This window comes from Phyllobacterium myrsinacearum (assembly GCF_014138285.1).
GTDB lineage: Bacteria > Pseudomonadota > Alphaproteobacteria > Rhizobiales > Rhizobiaceae > Phyllobacterium > Phyllobacterium myrsinacearum_A.
This window is the reverse complement of sequence record NZ_JACGXN010000001.1, coordinates 1,389,326-1,405,175: the sequence shown is the minus strand read 5'-3', so window position 1 is coordinate 1,405,175 and position 15,850 is coordinate 1,389,326. Positions and strand designations below refer to the sequence as shown.

Sequence of the window (15,850 nt, the reverse complement as noted above, 5' to 3'; positions counted from 1 at the left end):
CCTCACAGTTTCAGCGTCCGCAGCCGCAACGCATTGGCAATGACCGATACCGAAGAAAGACTCATAGCCGCTGCTGCCAGCATGGGCGAAAGCATTGCCCCGAAGATGGGGTAGAGAACGCCGGCCGCCACCGGAACGCCGAGCACATTATAGACAAAGGCGAAGAACAGGTTCTGCTTGATATTGCGGATGGTTGCGTCAGCCAGATGGCGGGCCCGGACAATGCCGTTGAGATCACCCTTTACCAGGGTAATGCCCGCACTTTCCATCGCGACGTCAGCACCTGTGCCCATGGCAATGCCGACATCGGCCGCGGCAAGTGCAGGCGCATCGTTTACGCCGTCACCGGCCATGGCGATCTTTGCGCCCTTCGCCCGGAGTTCATCAACCAACAGTTTTTTGCCTTCAGGCAGCATGTCGGCGCGAACCTCATCGATGCCGAGCCGGGCGGCGACCGCCTGTGCCGTGATCCGGTTGTCGCCCGTTGCCATGATGATCTTGAGACCAGCTTTGTGCAGCAAGCGGATCGCCTCCGCTGTTGTAGCCTTGATCGGGTCGGCCACGGCAATGATGCCGGCAGCCTTGCCGTCAACCGCAATAAACAGGACGCTTTTGCCTCCGGTCCGCAATGCGTCGGCTTTCGTACTTAGTGAGGAGATATCAGCACCGACATCTTGCATCATCGCCTTGTTGCCGAGGGCAACGGACTGCTGATCCACGGTGCCGGTAACACCCTTGCCGGTCACAGCCTCGAACGTCTCCGCCTTGAGCAAGGTGAGATTGCGCGTCTTCGCGCCGTCGACGATGGCTTCGGCAAGCGGATGTTCGGAACCTTTCTCGAGTGTGGCCGCCAGAACGAGCAATTGTTCTTCGGTAAGCGTACCGCCTGTGATGATATCGGTGAGTTTGGGCTTGCCTTCAGTGAGGGTTCCCGTTTTATCCACGATCAGAGTATCGACGCCAGCAAAACGCTCCAGCGCTTCTGCATCCTTGATCAGGACACCGGCTTGCGCGCCGCGTCCGGTAGCGGTCATGATCGACATGGGCGTTGCGAGGCCAAGCGCGCAGGGGCAGGCGATAATCAGCACCGAGACGGCGGCGACAAGGCCATAGATCATGCCGGGTTCCGGGCCGAACCATGCCCAGGCGATAAAGGAAATGATAGCGACGAAAACCACCGCCGGCACGAAATAGCTGGCGACACGATCCGCCAGACCCTGAATGGGCGCGCGCGAGCGCTGGGCGGTCGCAACCATGCCGACGATCTGCGACAGGACCGTATCCGCCCCCACCTTTTCCGCTTTGATCAGAAGGGTGCCGTTGCGGTTCAGTGTGCCGCTGGTTACTGGATCGTTCTCAGTCTTTTCGACAGGAAGCGGCTCGCCCGTCAGCATGGATTCGTCGATCGACGAGCGGCCTTCCAGCACGATGCCATCCACCGGTACGCTTTCGCCCGGACGAACGCGCAATTTGTCACCGGCAACAACGTCATCCAGCGCGACATCGCTTTCACTGCCATCGGCAGCCACGCGTCGTGCGGTTTTGGGTGCAAGGTTAAGCAATGCTCGAATGGCCGAACCAGTACGCTCGCGTGCTTTCAGCTCCAGAATTTGACCAAGGAAGACCAGGGTCACGATAACGGCCGCTGCCTCGAAATAGACAGGCACGCTGCCGCCGTGCATGCGGAAGGCGTGCGGGAAAATATCGGGAACGAGTGTCGCCACGACGCTGAAAGCATAGGCCGCACCGACACCTATGGCGATGAGTGTCCACATATTCGGGCTGCGGTTGACGAAAGACGACCAGGCCCGCTCGAAGAACGGTATGGCCGCCCAGAGAACAACGGGGGTTGCCAGGGCAAATTCCAGCCACATGGCGCGGGTTTCCCCGATCCATTCGCGGAAAGGCAGGCCAAGCATCGGGCCCATGGTAATGAAGAGCAGAGGTATGGAACAAAGCGCGCTGATCCAGAAACGGCGGGTAAAATCCACAAGTTCGGGATTTGGACCCTCGTCGCCGGTGGGAATGCCCATGGGTTCGAGTGCCATGCCGCAGAGCGGGCAGGAACCCGGGCCGTCTTTGATGATTTCCGGATGCATCGGACAGGTATATTGCGTCCCCGCCGGCATTGGCTTTGGCGCCGGTCTGTCGCCAAGGTAGTCTTGCGGAGCCTTTTCGAATTTCGTCATGCAGCTTGCGGAGCAGAAATAATACTTCTCATTGTCGTGCCGCAGGAAATACTTTGCCGTTGCCCGGTCCACCTCCATACCGCAGACCGGGTCAACCGCCGTCAGATGGGATTCGGGGTTTGCTACGAATTTCTTGTGGCAGCCCGCCGAGCAGAAGTGAAACACCCGGCTGGCATGTTCCGCCGTTGGCTTGCCGGCTGTCGGATCAACCAGCATGCCGCATACGGGATCGCGCACAACCTCCGCGTCGGCCTTGTCCGTGCTGCAGCAACTGTGGCCATGGGCAGCGTGATCGTGGTCGTGATGGTCATGTTTCATGATGGAACTTTCGACGTGTACGGGAAGATAGTGATGCAAAGGTAATTCTTCCAGTAACTGGAAGGTCAAGGCCTCTTCGAAAGTTTCTTCAGCACAGCAGAATGGCCGGCGAATTTCGATTGTTGCAAGGGCCTGTTTTTGCAATGGTGTCAGAATCGACGCGCGCTGATTGCGTGAATCGCGATTACCCAGCCAACGCAAGAGTGGACATTTTGATGAGCCGTTTCTGGAGTTCTCTCGTGCACACGCTGACTCCGTATGTCGCGGGAGAGCAACCGGCACTGCGCGATCTGGTCAAGTTGAACACCAACGAAAACCCATATGGCCCTTCTCCCCGTGCCTTGGCGGCCATAGCCGCCGAGACGACGGAGGTGCTGCGGTTATATCCTGATCCGGCAGTGCGTAGTTTGAGAGAGGCAATCGCCAAAAGCCATGGTCTTGATGCCAACAACGTCTTTGTGGGCAATGGCTCGGATGAGGTTCTGGCACATGTGTTTCAGGCATTGCTGAAACACGATAAGCCTTTGCTCTTTCCTGACATCACCTACAGTTTCTTCCCCACGTTTTGCCGCCTGTACGGAATCGACTTCCGTGAGATCCCACTCGATGATGTCATGGCTATTCGTATTTCCGACTATCGGCAGGAGTGCGGTGCAATCATCCTGCCCAACCCGAATGCGCCCACTGGCACAGCCTTACCCCTGTCGGAAATCGAGAAGCTGATCGCCGATCACCCGGATCAAGTCGTAGTCATTGATGAAGCCTATGTTGATTTTGGCGCGCAGAGCGCCATTCCTCTGGTTGCACACTATCCCAATCTGCTGGTGACCCAGACTTTTTCGAAATCGCGCGGCCTTGCGGGTCTTCGCGTTGGCTTCGCTGTCGGACAACCCCAGCTCATTGAAGCTCTGAACCGTGTGAAGGATAGTTTTAACTCCTACCCACTGGATCGCCTCGCGATTGCTGGTGCAGTTGCCGCTTGGGAAGATAAGGAGTGGTTTGAGGACAAACGCGACCGGGTCATTGCCACAAGGGAAAGGCTGTCCTTGGCACTGCGCGACCTACAATTTCAGGTCGTTCCGTCATCGGCCAATTTTCTGTTTGCACGCCATGCCACACTAGTTGGCGCGGAGATCGCTGGTGAGCTGAGAAGCAGGGCTATATTGATACGGCATTTTCCGAAACCGCGAATACACGATTATCTTCGCATCAGCATCGGTACGGACGAAGAGTGTGAGAAACTTCTGTCCGGCTTGGCCGACGTGATCACATCGTTGAAAAGATAAAAGCCTGGCATTTCTGCCGGGCTGCGTGGGTGTTTCGGGAGGAGGCGGCTACTAGCCGGAACGCGCCAGATCGAGCGCTTCGCTACCATCTCCCATCTGTCCGGCTTCCCAGCCCAGAATGGCACGTTTGCGCGTCAGACCCCAGTGATAACCGGTGAGGGCGCCGGATTTACCAAGCGCACGATGGCACGGAACCACGAAGGAGATCGGGTTGGCACCGACGGCCGCACCGACGGCGCGTGACGCCTTGGGGGAACCTATTTCCTGTGCGATGTCGGAGTAGGCGCACGCCTTGCCCATGGGAACCTTAAGCAGGGCTTCCCACACACGCAGCTGGAAATCCGTGCCGATCATGACAACTTTCAGCGGTCGGTCGGAACGCCATTCAGCCGGGTTGAACACCCGTGCCGCATAGGGCGAGGTCGCATTCAGGTCCTCGACATAGGTGGCATTCGGCCAGCGTGAGGTCATGTCTCCGAGTGCTTCCCGTTCATTGCCCGCATCGGCAAAGGCGAGTCCCGCCAGTCCGCGATCCGTCACCATCACCAGAGCCCGTCCGAAGGGCGAGATGTGGAAACCATAGCGGATGACCAGACCTGCGCCGCGGGTCTTGTAGTCGCCGGGTGACATGCCCTCATGGGTGACGAAAAGATCATGCAGGCGGCTTGGCCCGGACAGGCCGGTTTCAAGGGCCGTTTCCAGCAGCGGCATACCATCATCGAGCAGGCGGCGGGCGTGATCGATGGTCACGGCCTGCAGAAAGCCTTTGGGTGACAGGCCGGCCCAGCGGGTAAAAAGCTTCTGCAGCGCTGTCGGCGAAAGCCCTGCTTCCTTCGCCAGTGTTTCAAGCGAAGGCTGGTCGCGATAATCCTCGCTGATTCGCTCGATGATATGACTGACGACAGCGTAGTCATTGCCCGTAGGCGTGATATCGTTCTGAAGTATGGCATGCGGTTTCATGGTCGTTACCTCATCCAGGCATGATCCGGGTGCGTTGCGTCGCAAAGGCAGATCAGGCTTTCAATTCATGTTGAGTGCCATATGACCATGCAGGGGCCTGATCTGCCACCCGATTCTTGCACGCAATGAAGACTGTTGGGAAAACTACCGGCCCTTGGCAGTCGCCAGCGCCCGGGTGAATGCCGATGCGAAACTCTCGCGGTCATCGGGATTGAGAAATGCGCCGATGGTTACCGCTTTGCCCTGTCCTTCGACGCGCATGGAGGTAATGCCGATTTCCTCATGCCGCGCGACATTGAACCGGGTCCAGAACGGGTTGAACTCATGCAGCTTTGTCCGCCCTGAAGGTGCCACCTGTTTGATGTGCAGCGCGATCCTTGAAACACTCACCTCTTCATGCGCCTTGGCAGCCGTATAGTTCATCCGGAAGGCAAGATAGACCAGGAAGACGTCAAGGCCAAAGAAGCCGAACACCGGCCAGGCTCCAAGCGAAAGGAAGAAAAGCCCCGTCAGAAAACTGCATCCGCCAATGGCGGCCATGACAATGACAAAGCCTTTTCGCCCAAGCGAACGGTGCGGCACAAGAAGGGCGCGGAAAATTTCCTCTTCGTTGCCCAAGGGAGCGTCAATTGGGTTCATTGTTTGGCTCATGGCGCTTGAGTATAGAAGGGTCATGGAAAATCCCAAGAGCAAAGTTGATCAGATTGACGTGAGCGCCATTGCTGAAAAACCGACAAGGAAGCCACGTCTTGTCACCGGTACGCGCTATACCGCCGATGAAATCCATGAGATTTTTCGCCGGTTCTCGATCCAGCGCCCGGAACCCAAGGGCGAGCTTGAGCACGTCAATGCTTTTACCCTTTTGGTTGCGGTTGCGCTTTCCGCCCAGGCGACGGATGTCGGCGTCAACAAGGCCACCCGTGCCCTGTTCAAGGTGGCCGATACACCTGAGAAGATGCGCGATCTCGGCGTGGAAAAAGTCGGAGAATATATTCGCACCATAGGCCTCTGGCGCAACAAGGCGAAGAACGTCATTGCGCTTTCAGAAGTGTTGATCCGGGATTATGGCAGTGAAGTGCCTGCTGATCGCGACGAACTGGTCAAGCTTCCCGGTGTTGGCCGCAAGACGGCCAATGTGGTTCTCAGCATGGCTTTCGGACAAGCGACAATGGCTGTCGACACGCACATATTCCGCATCGGCAACCGGCTGGGCCTCGCGCCGGGCAAGACGCCGGATCAGGTTGAAGCCAAACTCATGAAGGTCATTCCGGCAGAATATCTCTATCACGCCCATCATTGGCTGATTCTGCACGGCCGCTATGTCTGCAAGGCCCGTAAGCCCGAATGCACAGCCTGCGTTATTGCCGATATCTGCAAGGCAGCAGAAAAGACATCAGAAATACCGGCGCCGCTGGTGTCGCTGCCTCCACAGGTATTTTAACGCAGGGCCGCAGGCGGTTCCGATTGCGCAACGGCTTTGTGCAGATGCACCATCATGGCGGCGGCAAACAGCGGTGTCAAAAGGTTGAGGATCGGGATGGCCATGAAGGTCGCAATCACGAGACCAGCTAGAAACACCGTGGTCGAATGTTTGGACCGCAGCGCCTTGGCTTCCATCTCCGGACGAAATCGCATGGCGGCAAACTCGAAGAATTCCCGGCCAAGCAGGTAACCGTTCACCACAAAGAACGCGATGATGTTGACACCGGGAATCAGCAGCATCAGCAATGCGATGATATTGCCGAGGATGACGACGCCGAGGAATTTCAGCGAAAGCACGAAGGAGCGCAGGACCGGCAGCGGACGGCCCCTCGGATCGAGCGGGTAATCCGACTTTTCCACAACTTCAGCCACATCATCAAGAAACAGCCCGGCCACGATAGCGGAAACCGGGGCAATCAGCAGCGCCAGCCCCAGTGCAAGCGCGATACTGGCGAAAATCCCGGCGAAAAAGCCAAGCCAGCCGGCCCAGGATGGCAGATCCGGCACCCATTGATCGAAAAAGGGCAGCGCCAATAATTCAAACAGTTCCCGCATGCCAAACCACGCGCCGATCAGCAGCAGGATGGTCATACCGAGCGATTTCCACAGAACGGACCGGAATTCAGGCCGGAACAGGTGGCTGGCGGCGGCGCGGGCGCTGTCAAAGATCATGGTGCCATTCTTTCCTGTCTGTTGGTCTGGAACTGCGGACATAGGAAACCTGCCCGGCAGAGACAAGGCATTCAGACGCATTGGGGGTAGTCAAGGCGCTTCGTTCCGGCTAGGACTTTCCAGACCAGAGGCCAAGAACAGCAATTGAATCAATCCTGGAGTTTTCATGTCGAGTTATGACGTGCTTTGCATCGGCAATGCCATTGTCGATATCATTGCCCGCACGGATGATGATTTTATCGTCAAGAACGGTATCATCAAAAATGCGATGAATCTGATCGATGCCGAGCGTGCGGAATTTCTGTATGAGCGCATGGGTCCCGCCATCGAAGCCTCCGGCGGAAGTGCCGGCAATACGGCGGCAGGTGTTGCCAGCCTTGGCGGCCGCGCTGCCTATTTCGGCAAGGTTGCCGATGATCCGCTCGGCCACATCTTTACCCATGATATCCGCGCGCAGGGTGTTGCTTTCGATACACGCGTGCTGAAAGCGCCGCCACCCACGGCGCGCTCCATGATTTTTGTCACGCCCGATGGTGAGCGCTCCATGAACACCTATCTCGGTGCCTGCGTCGAACTTGGACCGGAAGACGTGGAAAGCTCAAAAGTATCGGAAGCCAAGGTTACCTATTTCGAAGGCTATCTCTGGGATCCGCCCCGTGCCAAGGAAGCCATCCGCCTGTCGGCAAAGATCGCTCATGAGCACAAGCGCGAAGTGTCGATGACCTTGTCGGACCCCTTCTGCGTGGATCGTTATCGTGAAGAATTTCTCGATCTGATGCGCTCCGGTACCGTGGATATCGTTTTCGCCAACGAAGCCGAGCTTAAGTCGCTGTACCAGACCGACGATTTCGAAAAAGGCATCGATGCCATCCGCAAGGATTGTAAGCTCGCCGCTATTACCCGTTCTGAAAAGGGTTCGGTTGTTGTCTCTAAAGACGAAACCGTTGCCGTCGCGGCAATTGAAATCGCCGAACTGGTGGATACGACAGGCGCAGGCGATCTTTATGCGTCAGGCTTTCTGTTCGGCTACACCAATGGCCGGTCGTTGACCGATTGCGCGCGATTGGGGTCGTTGACCGCCGGTCTCGTCATTCAGCAGATCGGTCCTCGCCCTGCACAAAATCTGAAAGTCGCAGCCCAGCGGGCCGGACTACTCTGACCGGACAATGCCGTCACGCTTGAGTTCTTCAGGCGTGCGGCCCGCCTTGTGGTAATTGGGCAGGGTCCAGCCAAAATAAAGCGCCCCGCCCCGAACCGCAAAGGCGGTCAGCGCGGCGAGCAATGCGGAAATTTCCGGCCCTGCCGAAAGCTCCAACAGAAGCGTGTAGGCCGCTGAGCCGGCCAGCGCCGCGGTGACATAGATTTCACGCCGCATCAGTACAGATGGCTCTCCCGAAACGATATCACGCAGCACACCGCCGAACGTAGCCGTCAAAATGCCCGTCACAACGGCAATTGTCGGGTCAAAGCCGAGTGCCAGCGCTTTGGCCGCTCCCATGACACTAAAAGCTGAAAGTCCCAGCGCATCGAGCCACAACAAAAGCCGGTAGCGTGATTCCAGCAGATTGGCGGAGAAGTAGACAATGACTGCCGCCGCGGCACAGACAAGGATATAGCCGGGGTCTCTGACCCAAAAGACGGGAACGCCGAGAATAAGGTCACGCAAGGTGCCGCCACCGATACCGGTTACCGAAGCCAGGAACACGAAAGCGATGATATCAAGCTGGCGGCGCGAGGCGGCGAGACCGCCTGTCGCGGCAAAGACAAAAACGCCCGCATAATTGAATATCTGGATCATGGTCATTGGCTGTTCCCCCGAGCGTCAATTGCAATAGAGCACGATCAGGGCGAATGAAAAAGGCCACATCCCGTTGCCGGAATGTGGCCCTTGTTTTTGTGTTGTTGATGAGATCAGGCGTCTTTTTCCGCCTGCGGGTTGATCGGGCCCGGCTCTGCCTGACCTTCGCCTGCTGCCTGCTTCGGTCCACCCTTGGAGACGCCAACGAGAGCCGGACGCAGCATGCGGTCCCCGATGACGAAACCGGCCTGTGCAACCTGCAGCACCGTATTGTGCGGAACATCAGAATTGGGGATTTCATACATGGCCTGATGGAAATTCGGGTCGAATCGCTGGCCTTGTGGCTCGATCTTCTTGACGCCATGCCGTTCCAGCGCAGACATCATCGACCGTTCGGTCATTTCCACGCCTTCGGCCAGTGCTTTGAACCCGGCATCGCCATTGGCCAGTGCATCGGCAGGAATGGCTTCGAGCGCACGCTTCAGATTGTCGGAAACCGAGAGCATGTCGCGGGCGAAATTGGCAACCGAATAGGCGCGCGCATCGTGAACATCGCGGGCGGTGCGCTTGCGCAGGTTTTCCATATCGGCGGCGAGACGCAGCAACTGATCGCGCAGATCACCATTTTCCGCGCGCAATGCATCAAGTTCGGCGCTGCTGGCAGCTTCCGCCTGCTCGTCTTCTTCCTGCGCCATGGCATATTCTTCCGCCTTGCGCGATTTCAGAAAATCATCGGCGGCACGCTTCAGCGCATCACGGTCGCGCGGATTCTTCAGATCGCGCTGATCGAGATCGGGTGCGTCATGATGTTTCTTTTCTTCAGTCATCTATCCTGTCCGTTCATAAATCGAATGTGCGCTGGATATCGAGGTTTAGACCATGAAAATCAAGTGCAAATGCCTGCGGCACAGGAAGTTCACACTTCGCAATGCTGCAGGTTCCGGATCCTTTGCCCTAGCGCAACAGTCTTGAGACCAGTTGTGCCGTGTAATCCACCATTGGGACGATGCGCGCGTAATTCAGCCGGGTTGGGCCGATAACGCCGAGGGCACCAATGACCCGTTGTTCCGAGTCGCGGTAAGGCGCAATCACCAGAGACGAGCCCGAAAGCGAGAACAGCTTGTTTTCCGAACCGATGAAAATGCGCACCCCTGATCCGGCCTCCGCTAGATCAAGCAGCTGAATCGTGCCCTCCTTGGTTTCGAGGTCATCAAACAAGTGGCGCAGGCGGTCGAGATCCGCTTCTGCATTGATGGAATCAAGCAGGTTGCCGCGTCCGCGCACGATGAGCCGGGGAGGCTGTCCGCCACCCGCACCGCCCCAGACCGCCAATCCCTCTTCGACAAGATGTTGCGACAGGGCATCGAGTGCCTGCTGGGTTTCATCCTTCAGCCGGGCAATCTCGGCACGCGCTTCGGTGATTGTGCGGCCCTGAATGTGCGCATTGAGAAAATTCGATGCTTCGATGAGCTGCGACGGCGTAACGCCCGGTGGCAGGTCGATGACCCGGTTTTCGATGTCGCCGCTTTGGGTGACCAGAACTGCCAGCGCCTTTGTTGGCTCCAGACGGACGAACTCGATGTGTTTGAGGGCGCCTTCCGCTTTTGTCGCCAGCACCAGTCCGGCGCCACGCGACATGCCTGACAGTATCTGGCTGGCCTGCGTAAGGACATTCTCCGTCGACTGGGCGTCACCTCCGGCGCGCACCTGTGCCTCGATGGAATTGCGCTCGTCCGAGGAGAGATCGCCCACTTCCATGAAAGCATCGACAAAAAACCGCAGACCCAGTTGGGTCGGCAGCCGGCCCGCCGAGATATGTGGCGCGTAGACAAGGCCGAGATGCTCAAGATCGCTCATGACATTGCGGATTGTCGCAGGTGACAAGGTCACAGGCAGAATCCGCGAAAGGTTGCGCGATCCCACCGGCTCGCCGTCACCGAGATAGCTCTCCACGATACGCCTGAAAATATCCCGTGACCGCTGGTCCAACGATTGCAATGGTTCGGGGGCAACTGCCTTGTTCATTGTGTCTGACGCCCTTGTTCTTCACGGAGGAATATAGGCATTGTTGGCTCAATCATCAAAGCTTTTGCTTCATGGTTCCATTTAAGCGTCTGTTGCTCTAAAAGGCCGGACAATCATATTTTCGAGAGGTCATTCCATGCGTCCTTCCAAGCGAGCCCCAGATGAAATGCGCGCCATTTCCTTCGAGCGCGGCGTTTCCAAACATGCTGAAGGCTCATGCCTGGTCAAGTTTGGCGATACGCACGTTCTGTGCACCGCCAGCCTTGAGGAAAAAGTTCCGGGCTGGATGCGCAACACCGGCAAAGGCTGGGTGACAGCGGAATACGGCATGCTGCCACGTTCGACCGGTGATCGCATGCGCCGCGAAGCTTCATCGGGCAAGCAGGGCGGCCGTACCCTGGAAATCCAGCGGCTCATTGCGCGTTCGTTGCGGGCGGTCGTGGATCTGCAGGCACTGGGTGAAGTACAGATCACCGTGGATTGCGATGTCATTCAGGCGGATGGCGGTACACGCACTGCAGCCATCACCGGCGGCTGGGTTGCCCTGCATGAATGCCTGCGTTGGATGGAAACGCGCCAGATGCTCAAGGTCGAGAAGGTGCTGAAAGATCATGTGGCCGCCATTTCCTGCGGCATATCCAACGGCACGCCAGTGATCGATCTGGATTACGCCGAGGATTCCACGGCACAAACCGATGCCAATTTCGTCATGACCGGCAAGGGTGGTATCGTGGAAGTGCAGGGAACGGCGGAAGGTGAACCCTTCTCACAGGAAGAACTGCTGGCGTTGATGGATCTTGCCCGCAACGGCATCACCCGGCTGGTCTCCCTGCAGAAAATGGCGGTCGCGTAAGCGGAAAATACCATGCAGCCATCGGGTATTCTGGAAACAGCACTGTATGTGACCGATGTCGACGTGGCTGCACGGTTCTATGCCGATATACTCGGATTGGATGTTATCCTCCGGGCGGGCAATGAATCAGTATTTTTTCGCTGTGGCGCCGGCGTCCTGATCCTGTTCGATGCGGAAAAGCTGCAGGAAAGGTCAAAAGGCGGACTTCCCATTCCGGCTCATGGTGCAAAGGGGCAGGGCCATGTCTGCTTCCGCGCAACGCGGGATGAAATTTCCGGCTGGAAGTCCCATCTTCAAGCCAATGGTGTTGCCATCGAAAGTGAATTTGATTGGCCGAACGGCGCCCGCTCCCTGTATTTCCGCGATCCGTCCGGAAACTCGATTGAATTTGCCGAACCGGCTTTATGGAACCTGAAATGAGAACACTCGAAAAAGGCAAGCTGCTCGTTGCCAGTCACAACAAGGGCAAGATACAGGAAATGATCGATCTGCTCGGACCCTTCGGTTTCGAAGTGGTGTCAGCCGGTGAACTCGGTCTGCCGGAGCCGGATGAAACCGGAACCACCTTCGAAGAGAACGCCTATATCAAGGCTTTCGCGGCGGCCAAGGCGACCGGTCTCGTCGCGCTATCAGACGATTCCGGCCTCTGTGTCGATGCTCTGGACGGCGACCCCGGCGTTTACACGGCCAACTGGGCCGAACTGCCGGATGGCAAGCGGGATTTCGCTCACGGAATGCAGAAGGTTGAAACCGCCCTGCAGGAAAAGGGTGTGACCGACGCCAAGGATCGTGGCGGGCGCTTCGTTTCGGTGATCTGCCTCGCTTGGCCCGATGGTGAAGCCAACTATTATCGCGGCGAAGTGGAAGGCGAGATTGTCTGGCCGCCACGCGGCACTGCCGGTTTTGGCTTCGACCCGGTTTTCAAGCCGCAGGGCTATGATGCGACGTTCGGAGAAATGACTGCCGAACAAAAGCATGGCTGGAAGCCTGGCGAAGCCGACGCACTGTCGCATCGTGCCCGTGCTTTCCAGCATTTTGCCCGCGATTGTCTGGGCGCCTGATGACCCATCCGAGGCGGGGCCAGGAAGGAGAAGGGGGCTTTGGCGTTTATGTCCACTGGCCCTTCTGCATGGCCAAGTGCCCCTATTGTGATTTCAATTCGCATGTCCGTCACCAGCCGGTGGACCAAATGCGGTTCACGGCAGCCTTTGCCCGCGAAATGGCAACCATGCGCGAACGTACCGGGCCGCGCACGATTTCCAGTATTTTCCTTGGCGGCGGCACACCGTCCCTGATGGAGCCGGAAACCGTCGGGTCGGTGCTCAATGAGATCGCCAGGAACTGGACAGTGCCTGACAATATCGAGATCACGCTGGAAGCCAATCCAACCAGTGTTGAAGCCAACCGCTTTCGCGGGTACCGTGCTGCGGGCGTCAATCGTGTTTCGCTCGGCGTACAGGCGTTGAATGACGCTGATCTGCGTCGACTCGGACGCATGCACAATGTCGAGGAAGCTTTGGTGGCAATCGGGCTGGCGCGCGATATTTTTCCACGCCTGTCCTTTGATCTGATCTATGCCCGGCCGGATCAAACCATCGAGGCATGGCGCGACGAACTGAACCGCGCGATTTCCTACGCTGCCGATCATCTGTCGCTCTATCAATTGACGATTGAGGAAGGCACGCCCTTCTACCAGTTGTGGAAGGCCGGCAAACTTGTCACGCCCGACGGCGATCACGCGGCCGCGCTCTATGCGGAAACGCAGGAAGTCACGGCCCAGCGTGGCCTGCCTGCCTACGAGATTTCCAATCACGCGGCCCCCGGCGCAGAGTCCCAGCACAATCTCGTCTATTGGCGATATGGCGAATATGTCGGCGTTGGCCCTGGCGCACACGGCCGCTTTATCGAGAACGGCAAGCGCGCCGTGACGATCACCGAACGTCACCCGGAAACCTGGGTTGCCAAGGTTGAGGCTGATGGCCATGGCGTTGTCGAAGAAGAGCTGCTGACTGGCGAGCAGGAAGGCGATGAATTCCTGCTCATGGGCCTGCGGCTTGTCGAGGGTATCGATCTTGCCCGTTATGAGCGGTTGACCGGCCACAGCGTCAAGGAGAAGCGCGTAATTTCCTTGGCCGAACAGGGTCTGATCGAATATATCGGCAACAGCCGCATCCGCACGACGCCCGAAGGTGCGATCGTTCTGAATGCGGTCATTGCCGATCTGGCAGCGTGAGGGTGCAGCGTGTCTGACGGGGAAGCCAGGGAACGGGACTATCAGATCGGCAATACGGCGTTTCGTGCCCGGCCGCTTGAGCCCGCGTTGTATATCGTCGCCACGCCCATCGGTAATCTCGGCGATATGACGCTGCGCGGCATAGAAACCCTTGCAGCGGCGGATGTGATCGCCTGCGAGGATACCCGCGTCAGCCGTGTTCTTCTGGACAGATACGGGATTACCCGCCGTCCCTATGCCTATCATGAACACAATGCCGGGGAAGTCGGGCCCAAACTGATCGAAGCCTTGCTCGCAGGGAAAAGCGTAGCGCTGGTATCAGATGCTGGGACGCCGCTGGTCTCCGATCCGGGTGGGCGTCTTGTGCCGGAAGCCAAGGCAGCCGGCATCCGCGTGGTGCCGATTCCCGGTGCATCCTCGGTTCTCGCCGCGTTGACGGCCTCGGGCCTGTTCACCGACAGTTTTTACTTTGCCGGATTTCTGTCGTCGAAACAGGGGCAACGCCGATCCAAACTTGAATCGCTGAAAACGCTGGATGCCGCGCTGGTGTTCTTTGAATCGCCCAATCGCGCTGCTGCGACATTGGCGGATATGGTCGCGGTCTTCGGTCCGAAACGGCAGGCATCGCTGTGCCGCGAACTGACCAAAACCTATGAGACCATCGTTACCCTGCCACTGGCAGAACTTGCAGCGGAATTTGATGGCGAGGACCGTATCCGCGGCGAGGTCGTGCTTGTTGTCGGGCCGCCCCAGGGCGATCAGAACATTGCCCGTACGGACGATGATATTGATGCGCTGTTGCGCGCGCTTGCTCTCGAAATGTCACCGGCCAAAGCAGCAGGTGAAGCGGCACGCATGACGGGACGCCCCAAAGGCGAGCTCTATCAGCGACTGCTCGCAATGAAATGACAGGTCGGGGCAAGAGGCACACGGCCTACAGGCGCGGCCACTCGGCCGAGTATTTCGCTGCTCTTGCCCTGATGCTGAAAGGCTTCCGTATTGTAGAGCGGCGCTACCGCACCAGACTTGGCGAGATCGACCTTATTGCCCGGCGCGGCGACCTTGTTCTCATCGTCGAAGTGAAAGCACGCCGGACGATCGAGCAGGCAATGGATGCGATAACCGGGACAACCGCGAGGCGGATTGAATCGGCTGCAGACCTTTGGCTTGCCCGTCAACCCGACTACGCCAAATTGTCGCTGCGCTTTGATATGGTGGCTGTCCTGCCATGGCGCTGGCCGGTGCATGTTCCTGCGGTTTTTTTAACTTAAAGACAGCCCGCTTTTGGATTAGCCTGCCGCACGAAAGGAGGAATGACTGTGCCAACACATCTTTCACCGGACGAACTGCGAAGGAAGGTATGGCAGGGCCAGTTAAAGGGCATCGTTGGTCTTTGGCTGCTGCTTATGCTGCCCGCATGGTCACTGTCTTTCTGGCAAGGCTGGCTCTTCTGGCTGGTCTTCAGCGTCAGCACGGGTTTCATCTCTTTTTACTTTCTCAAACATGATCCGGCGCTGATCGAGACACGATTGAAAGCGGGACCGACGGCCGAGCGCGAGCCAAGCCAGAAACGGATCCAGACCGCCGCCAGCGTGGCTGCCTGTGCCATGGTCGTTGTGCCCGGCATTGAACGCCACTTGACCGGCCTGCCTTTGCCGTTCTCGGTGGTCGTGCTTGGAAATATCGCTTTTCTCATCGGCATCTGGATTGTCTTCCTTGCCTTTCGCGAAAACACCCATGCTTCAAGCATTATCGAAGTCAAATCCGGGCAGAATGTCATCGCGACCGGTCCCTATGGCATCGTTCGGCATCCCATGTATTCCGGCTGTGTTCTGGCTTTCATCGCCTCGTTCTTGGCGCTTGGATCGGTTTGGTCCCTTCCCTTTGCTGTCGCGCTCAGTTTGGTGATCGTTGTCCGTCTGCTCGACGAGGAAAAATATCTCAAGGCGAATTTGCCGGGTTACACCGCCTATTGCCGGCAGGTGCGTTGCCGCCTCATTCCGTCAGTATGGTGAAGGTCATTTGCAGGGCAAA

General features: G+C 57.8%; 17 protein-coding genes. 10 read left to right on the top strand and 7 right to left on the bottom strand.

Features of this window, described 5'->3' with window-relative positions:
- Nucleotides 1-2: 2 nt before the first annotated feature.
- Nucleotides 3-2,507 carry a heavy metal translocating P-type ATPase gene (locus FHW16_RS06945; RefSeq protein ID WP_182548364.1) on the bottom strand — a complete coding sequence of 835 codons (2,505 nt, stop codon included), beginning with the start codon at nucleotides 2,505-2,507 and terminating at the stop codon, nucleotides 3-5.
- Nucleotides 2,508-2,722: 215 nt separating this feature from the next.
- On the opposite strand from FHW16_RS06945, the gene hisC reads away from it, so the two are divergent.
- Nucleotides 2,723-3,793, top strand: coding sequence for a histidinol-phosphate transaminase (hisC, locus tag FHW16_RS06940; protein ID WP_182548958.1), 1,071 nt, complete (start codon nucleotides 2,723-2,725; stop codon nucleotides 3,791-3,793).
- A 51-nt stretch (nucleotides 3,794-3,844) separates the two neighbouring features.
- Here hisC and FHW16_RS06935 read toward each other — a convergent pair whose 3' ends face one another.
- A complete protein-coding gene (locus tag FHW16_RS06935; RefSeq protein ID WP_182548363.1) occupies nucleotides 3,845-4,753 on the bottom strand; it encodes a methylated-DNA--[protein]-cysteine S-methyltransferase in 909 nt (302 codons plus the stop codon).
- A gap of 144 nt (nucleotides 4,754-4,897) precedes the next feature.
- On the bottom strand, nucleotides 4,898-5,392 hold the full coding sequence (locus FHW16_RS06930) for a DUF2244 domain-containing protein (protein WP_182548362.1): 495 nt from the start codon (nucleotides 5,390-5,392) through the stop codon (nucleotides 4,898-4,900).
- Nucleotides 5,393-5,426: 34 nt separating this feature from the next.
- Here FHW16_RS06930 and nth point away from each other — a divergent pair, with 34 nt between their 5' ends.
- Nucleotides 5,427-6,194 (top strand): endonuclease III, encoded by a 768-nt coding sequence (gene nth, locus FHW16_RS06925; protein ID WP_246711629.1) that lies wholly within the window; start codon nucleotides 5,427-5,429, stop codon nucleotides 6,192-6,194.
- On the opposite strand, the gene FHW16_RS06920 is transcribed toward nth, so the two are convergent.
- Entirely contained in the window at nucleotides 6,191-6,907 is a 717-nt protein-coding gene (locus FHW16_RS06920; protein ID WP_182548957.1) for a sulfate transporter family protein, read from the bottom strand. The genes nth and FHW16_RS06920 overlap by 4 nt on opposite strands.
- Before the next feature lie 166 nt (nucleotides 6,908-7,073).
- On the opposite strand from FHW16_RS06920, the gene FHW16_RS06915 reads away from it, so the two are divergent.
- Nucleotides 7,074-8,066: an adenosine kinase gene (locus FHW16_RS06915; RefSeq protein ID WP_182548360.1), complete on the top strand. Its 993-nt coding sequence runs from the start codon at nucleotides 7,074-7,076 to the stop codon at nucleotides 8,064-8,066.
- Here the strand turns inward: FHW16_RS06915 and FHW16_RS06910 are convergent.
- The 3 genes from FHW16_RS06910 to hrcA form a co-directional block, all read right to left on the bottom strand.
- A complete protein-coding gene (locus FHW16_RS06910; RefSeq protein ID WP_182548359.1) occupies nucleotides 8,058-8,711 on the bottom strand; it encodes a trimeric intracellular cation channel family protein in 654 nt (217 codons plus the stop codon). The genes FHW16_RS06915 and FHW16_RS06910 overlap by 9 nt on opposite strands.
- A gap of 107 nt (nucleotides 8,712-8,818) precedes the next feature.
- A complete protein-coding gene (grpE, locus tag FHW16_RS06905; RefSeq protein WP_182548358.1) occupies nucleotides 8,819-9,532 on the bottom strand; it encodes a nucleotide exchange factor GrpE in 714 nt (237 codons plus the stop codon).
- Nucleotides 9,533-9,659: 127 nt separating this feature from the next.
- Nucleotides 9,660-10,730: a heat-inducible transcriptional repressor HrcA gene (gene hrcA / locus FHW16_RS06900; protein ID WP_182548357.1), complete on the bottom strand. Its 1,071-nt coding sequence runs from the start codon at nucleotides 10,728-10,730 to the stop codon at nucleotides 9,660-9,662.
- Between the two features lie 136 nt (nucleotides 10,731-10,866).
- On the opposite strand from hrcA, the gene rph reads away from it, so the two are divergent.
- Genes rph through FHW16_RS06865 form a run of 7 tightly spaced genes read left to right on the top strand, consistent with a single transcriptional unit; the run spans nucleotide 10,867 to nucleotide 15,831 of the window.
- Nucleotides 10,867-11,583 (top strand): ribonuclease PH, encoded by a 717-nt coding sequence (rph, locus tag FHW16_RS06895; protein ID WP_091879166.1) that lies wholly within the window; start codon nucleotides 10,867-10,869, stop codon nucleotides 11,581-11,583.
- A gap of 12 nt (nucleotides 11,584-11,595) precedes the next feature.
- Nucleotides 11,596-12,003, top strand: a complete 408-nt coding sequence (locus tag FHW16_RS06890; protein WP_182548356.1) for a VOC family protein — start codon at nucleotides 11,596-11,598, stop codon at nucleotides 12,001-12,003.
- Complete coding sequence (rdgB, locus tag FHW16_RS06885; protein ID WP_182548355.1) at nucleotides 12,000-12,644, top strand: RdgB/HAM1 family non-canonical purine NTP pyrophosphatase; 645 nt, start codon at nucleotides 12,000-12,002, stop codon at nucleotides 12,642-12,644. Before FHW16_RS06890 ends, rdgB begins: the two co-directional genes overlap by 4 nt.
- Complete coding sequence (gene hemW / locus FHW16_RS06880) at nucleotides 12,644-13,816, top strand: radical SAM family heme chaperone HemW (protein ID WP_182548354.1); 1,173 nt, start codon at nucleotides 12,644-12,646, stop codon at nucleotides 13,814-13,816. The genes rdgB and hemW overlap by 1 nt, the downstream gene beginning before the upstream one ends.
- 9 nt (nucleotides 13,817-13,825) lie before the next feature.
- Nucleotides 13,826-14,725 (top strand): 16S rRNA (cytidine(1402)-2'-O)-methyltransferase, encoded by a 900-nt coding sequence (rsmI, locus tag FHW16_RS06875; RefSeq protein ID WP_182548353.1) that lies wholly within the window; start codon nucleotides 13,826-13,828, stop codon nucleotides 14,723-14,725.
- Nucleotides 14,722-15,087 carry a YraN family protein gene (locus FHW16_RS06870; RefSeq protein WP_182548352.1) on the top strand — a complete coding sequence of 122 codons (366 nt, stop codon included), beginning with the start codon at nucleotides 14,722-14,724 and terminating at the stop codon, nucleotides 15,085-15,087. Before rsmI ends, FHW16_RS06870 begins: the two co-directional genes overlap by 4 nt.
- Nucleotides 15,088-15,129: 42 nt before the next feature.
- Nucleotides 15,130-15,831 carry a methyltransferase family protein gene (locus tag FHW16_RS06865; protein ID WP_182548351.1) on the top strand — a complete coding sequence of 234 codons (702 nt, stop codon included), beginning with the start codon at nucleotides 15,130-15,132 and terminating at the stop codon, nucleotides 15,829-15,831.
- Nucleotides 15,832-15,850 lie beyond the last annotated feature (19 nt).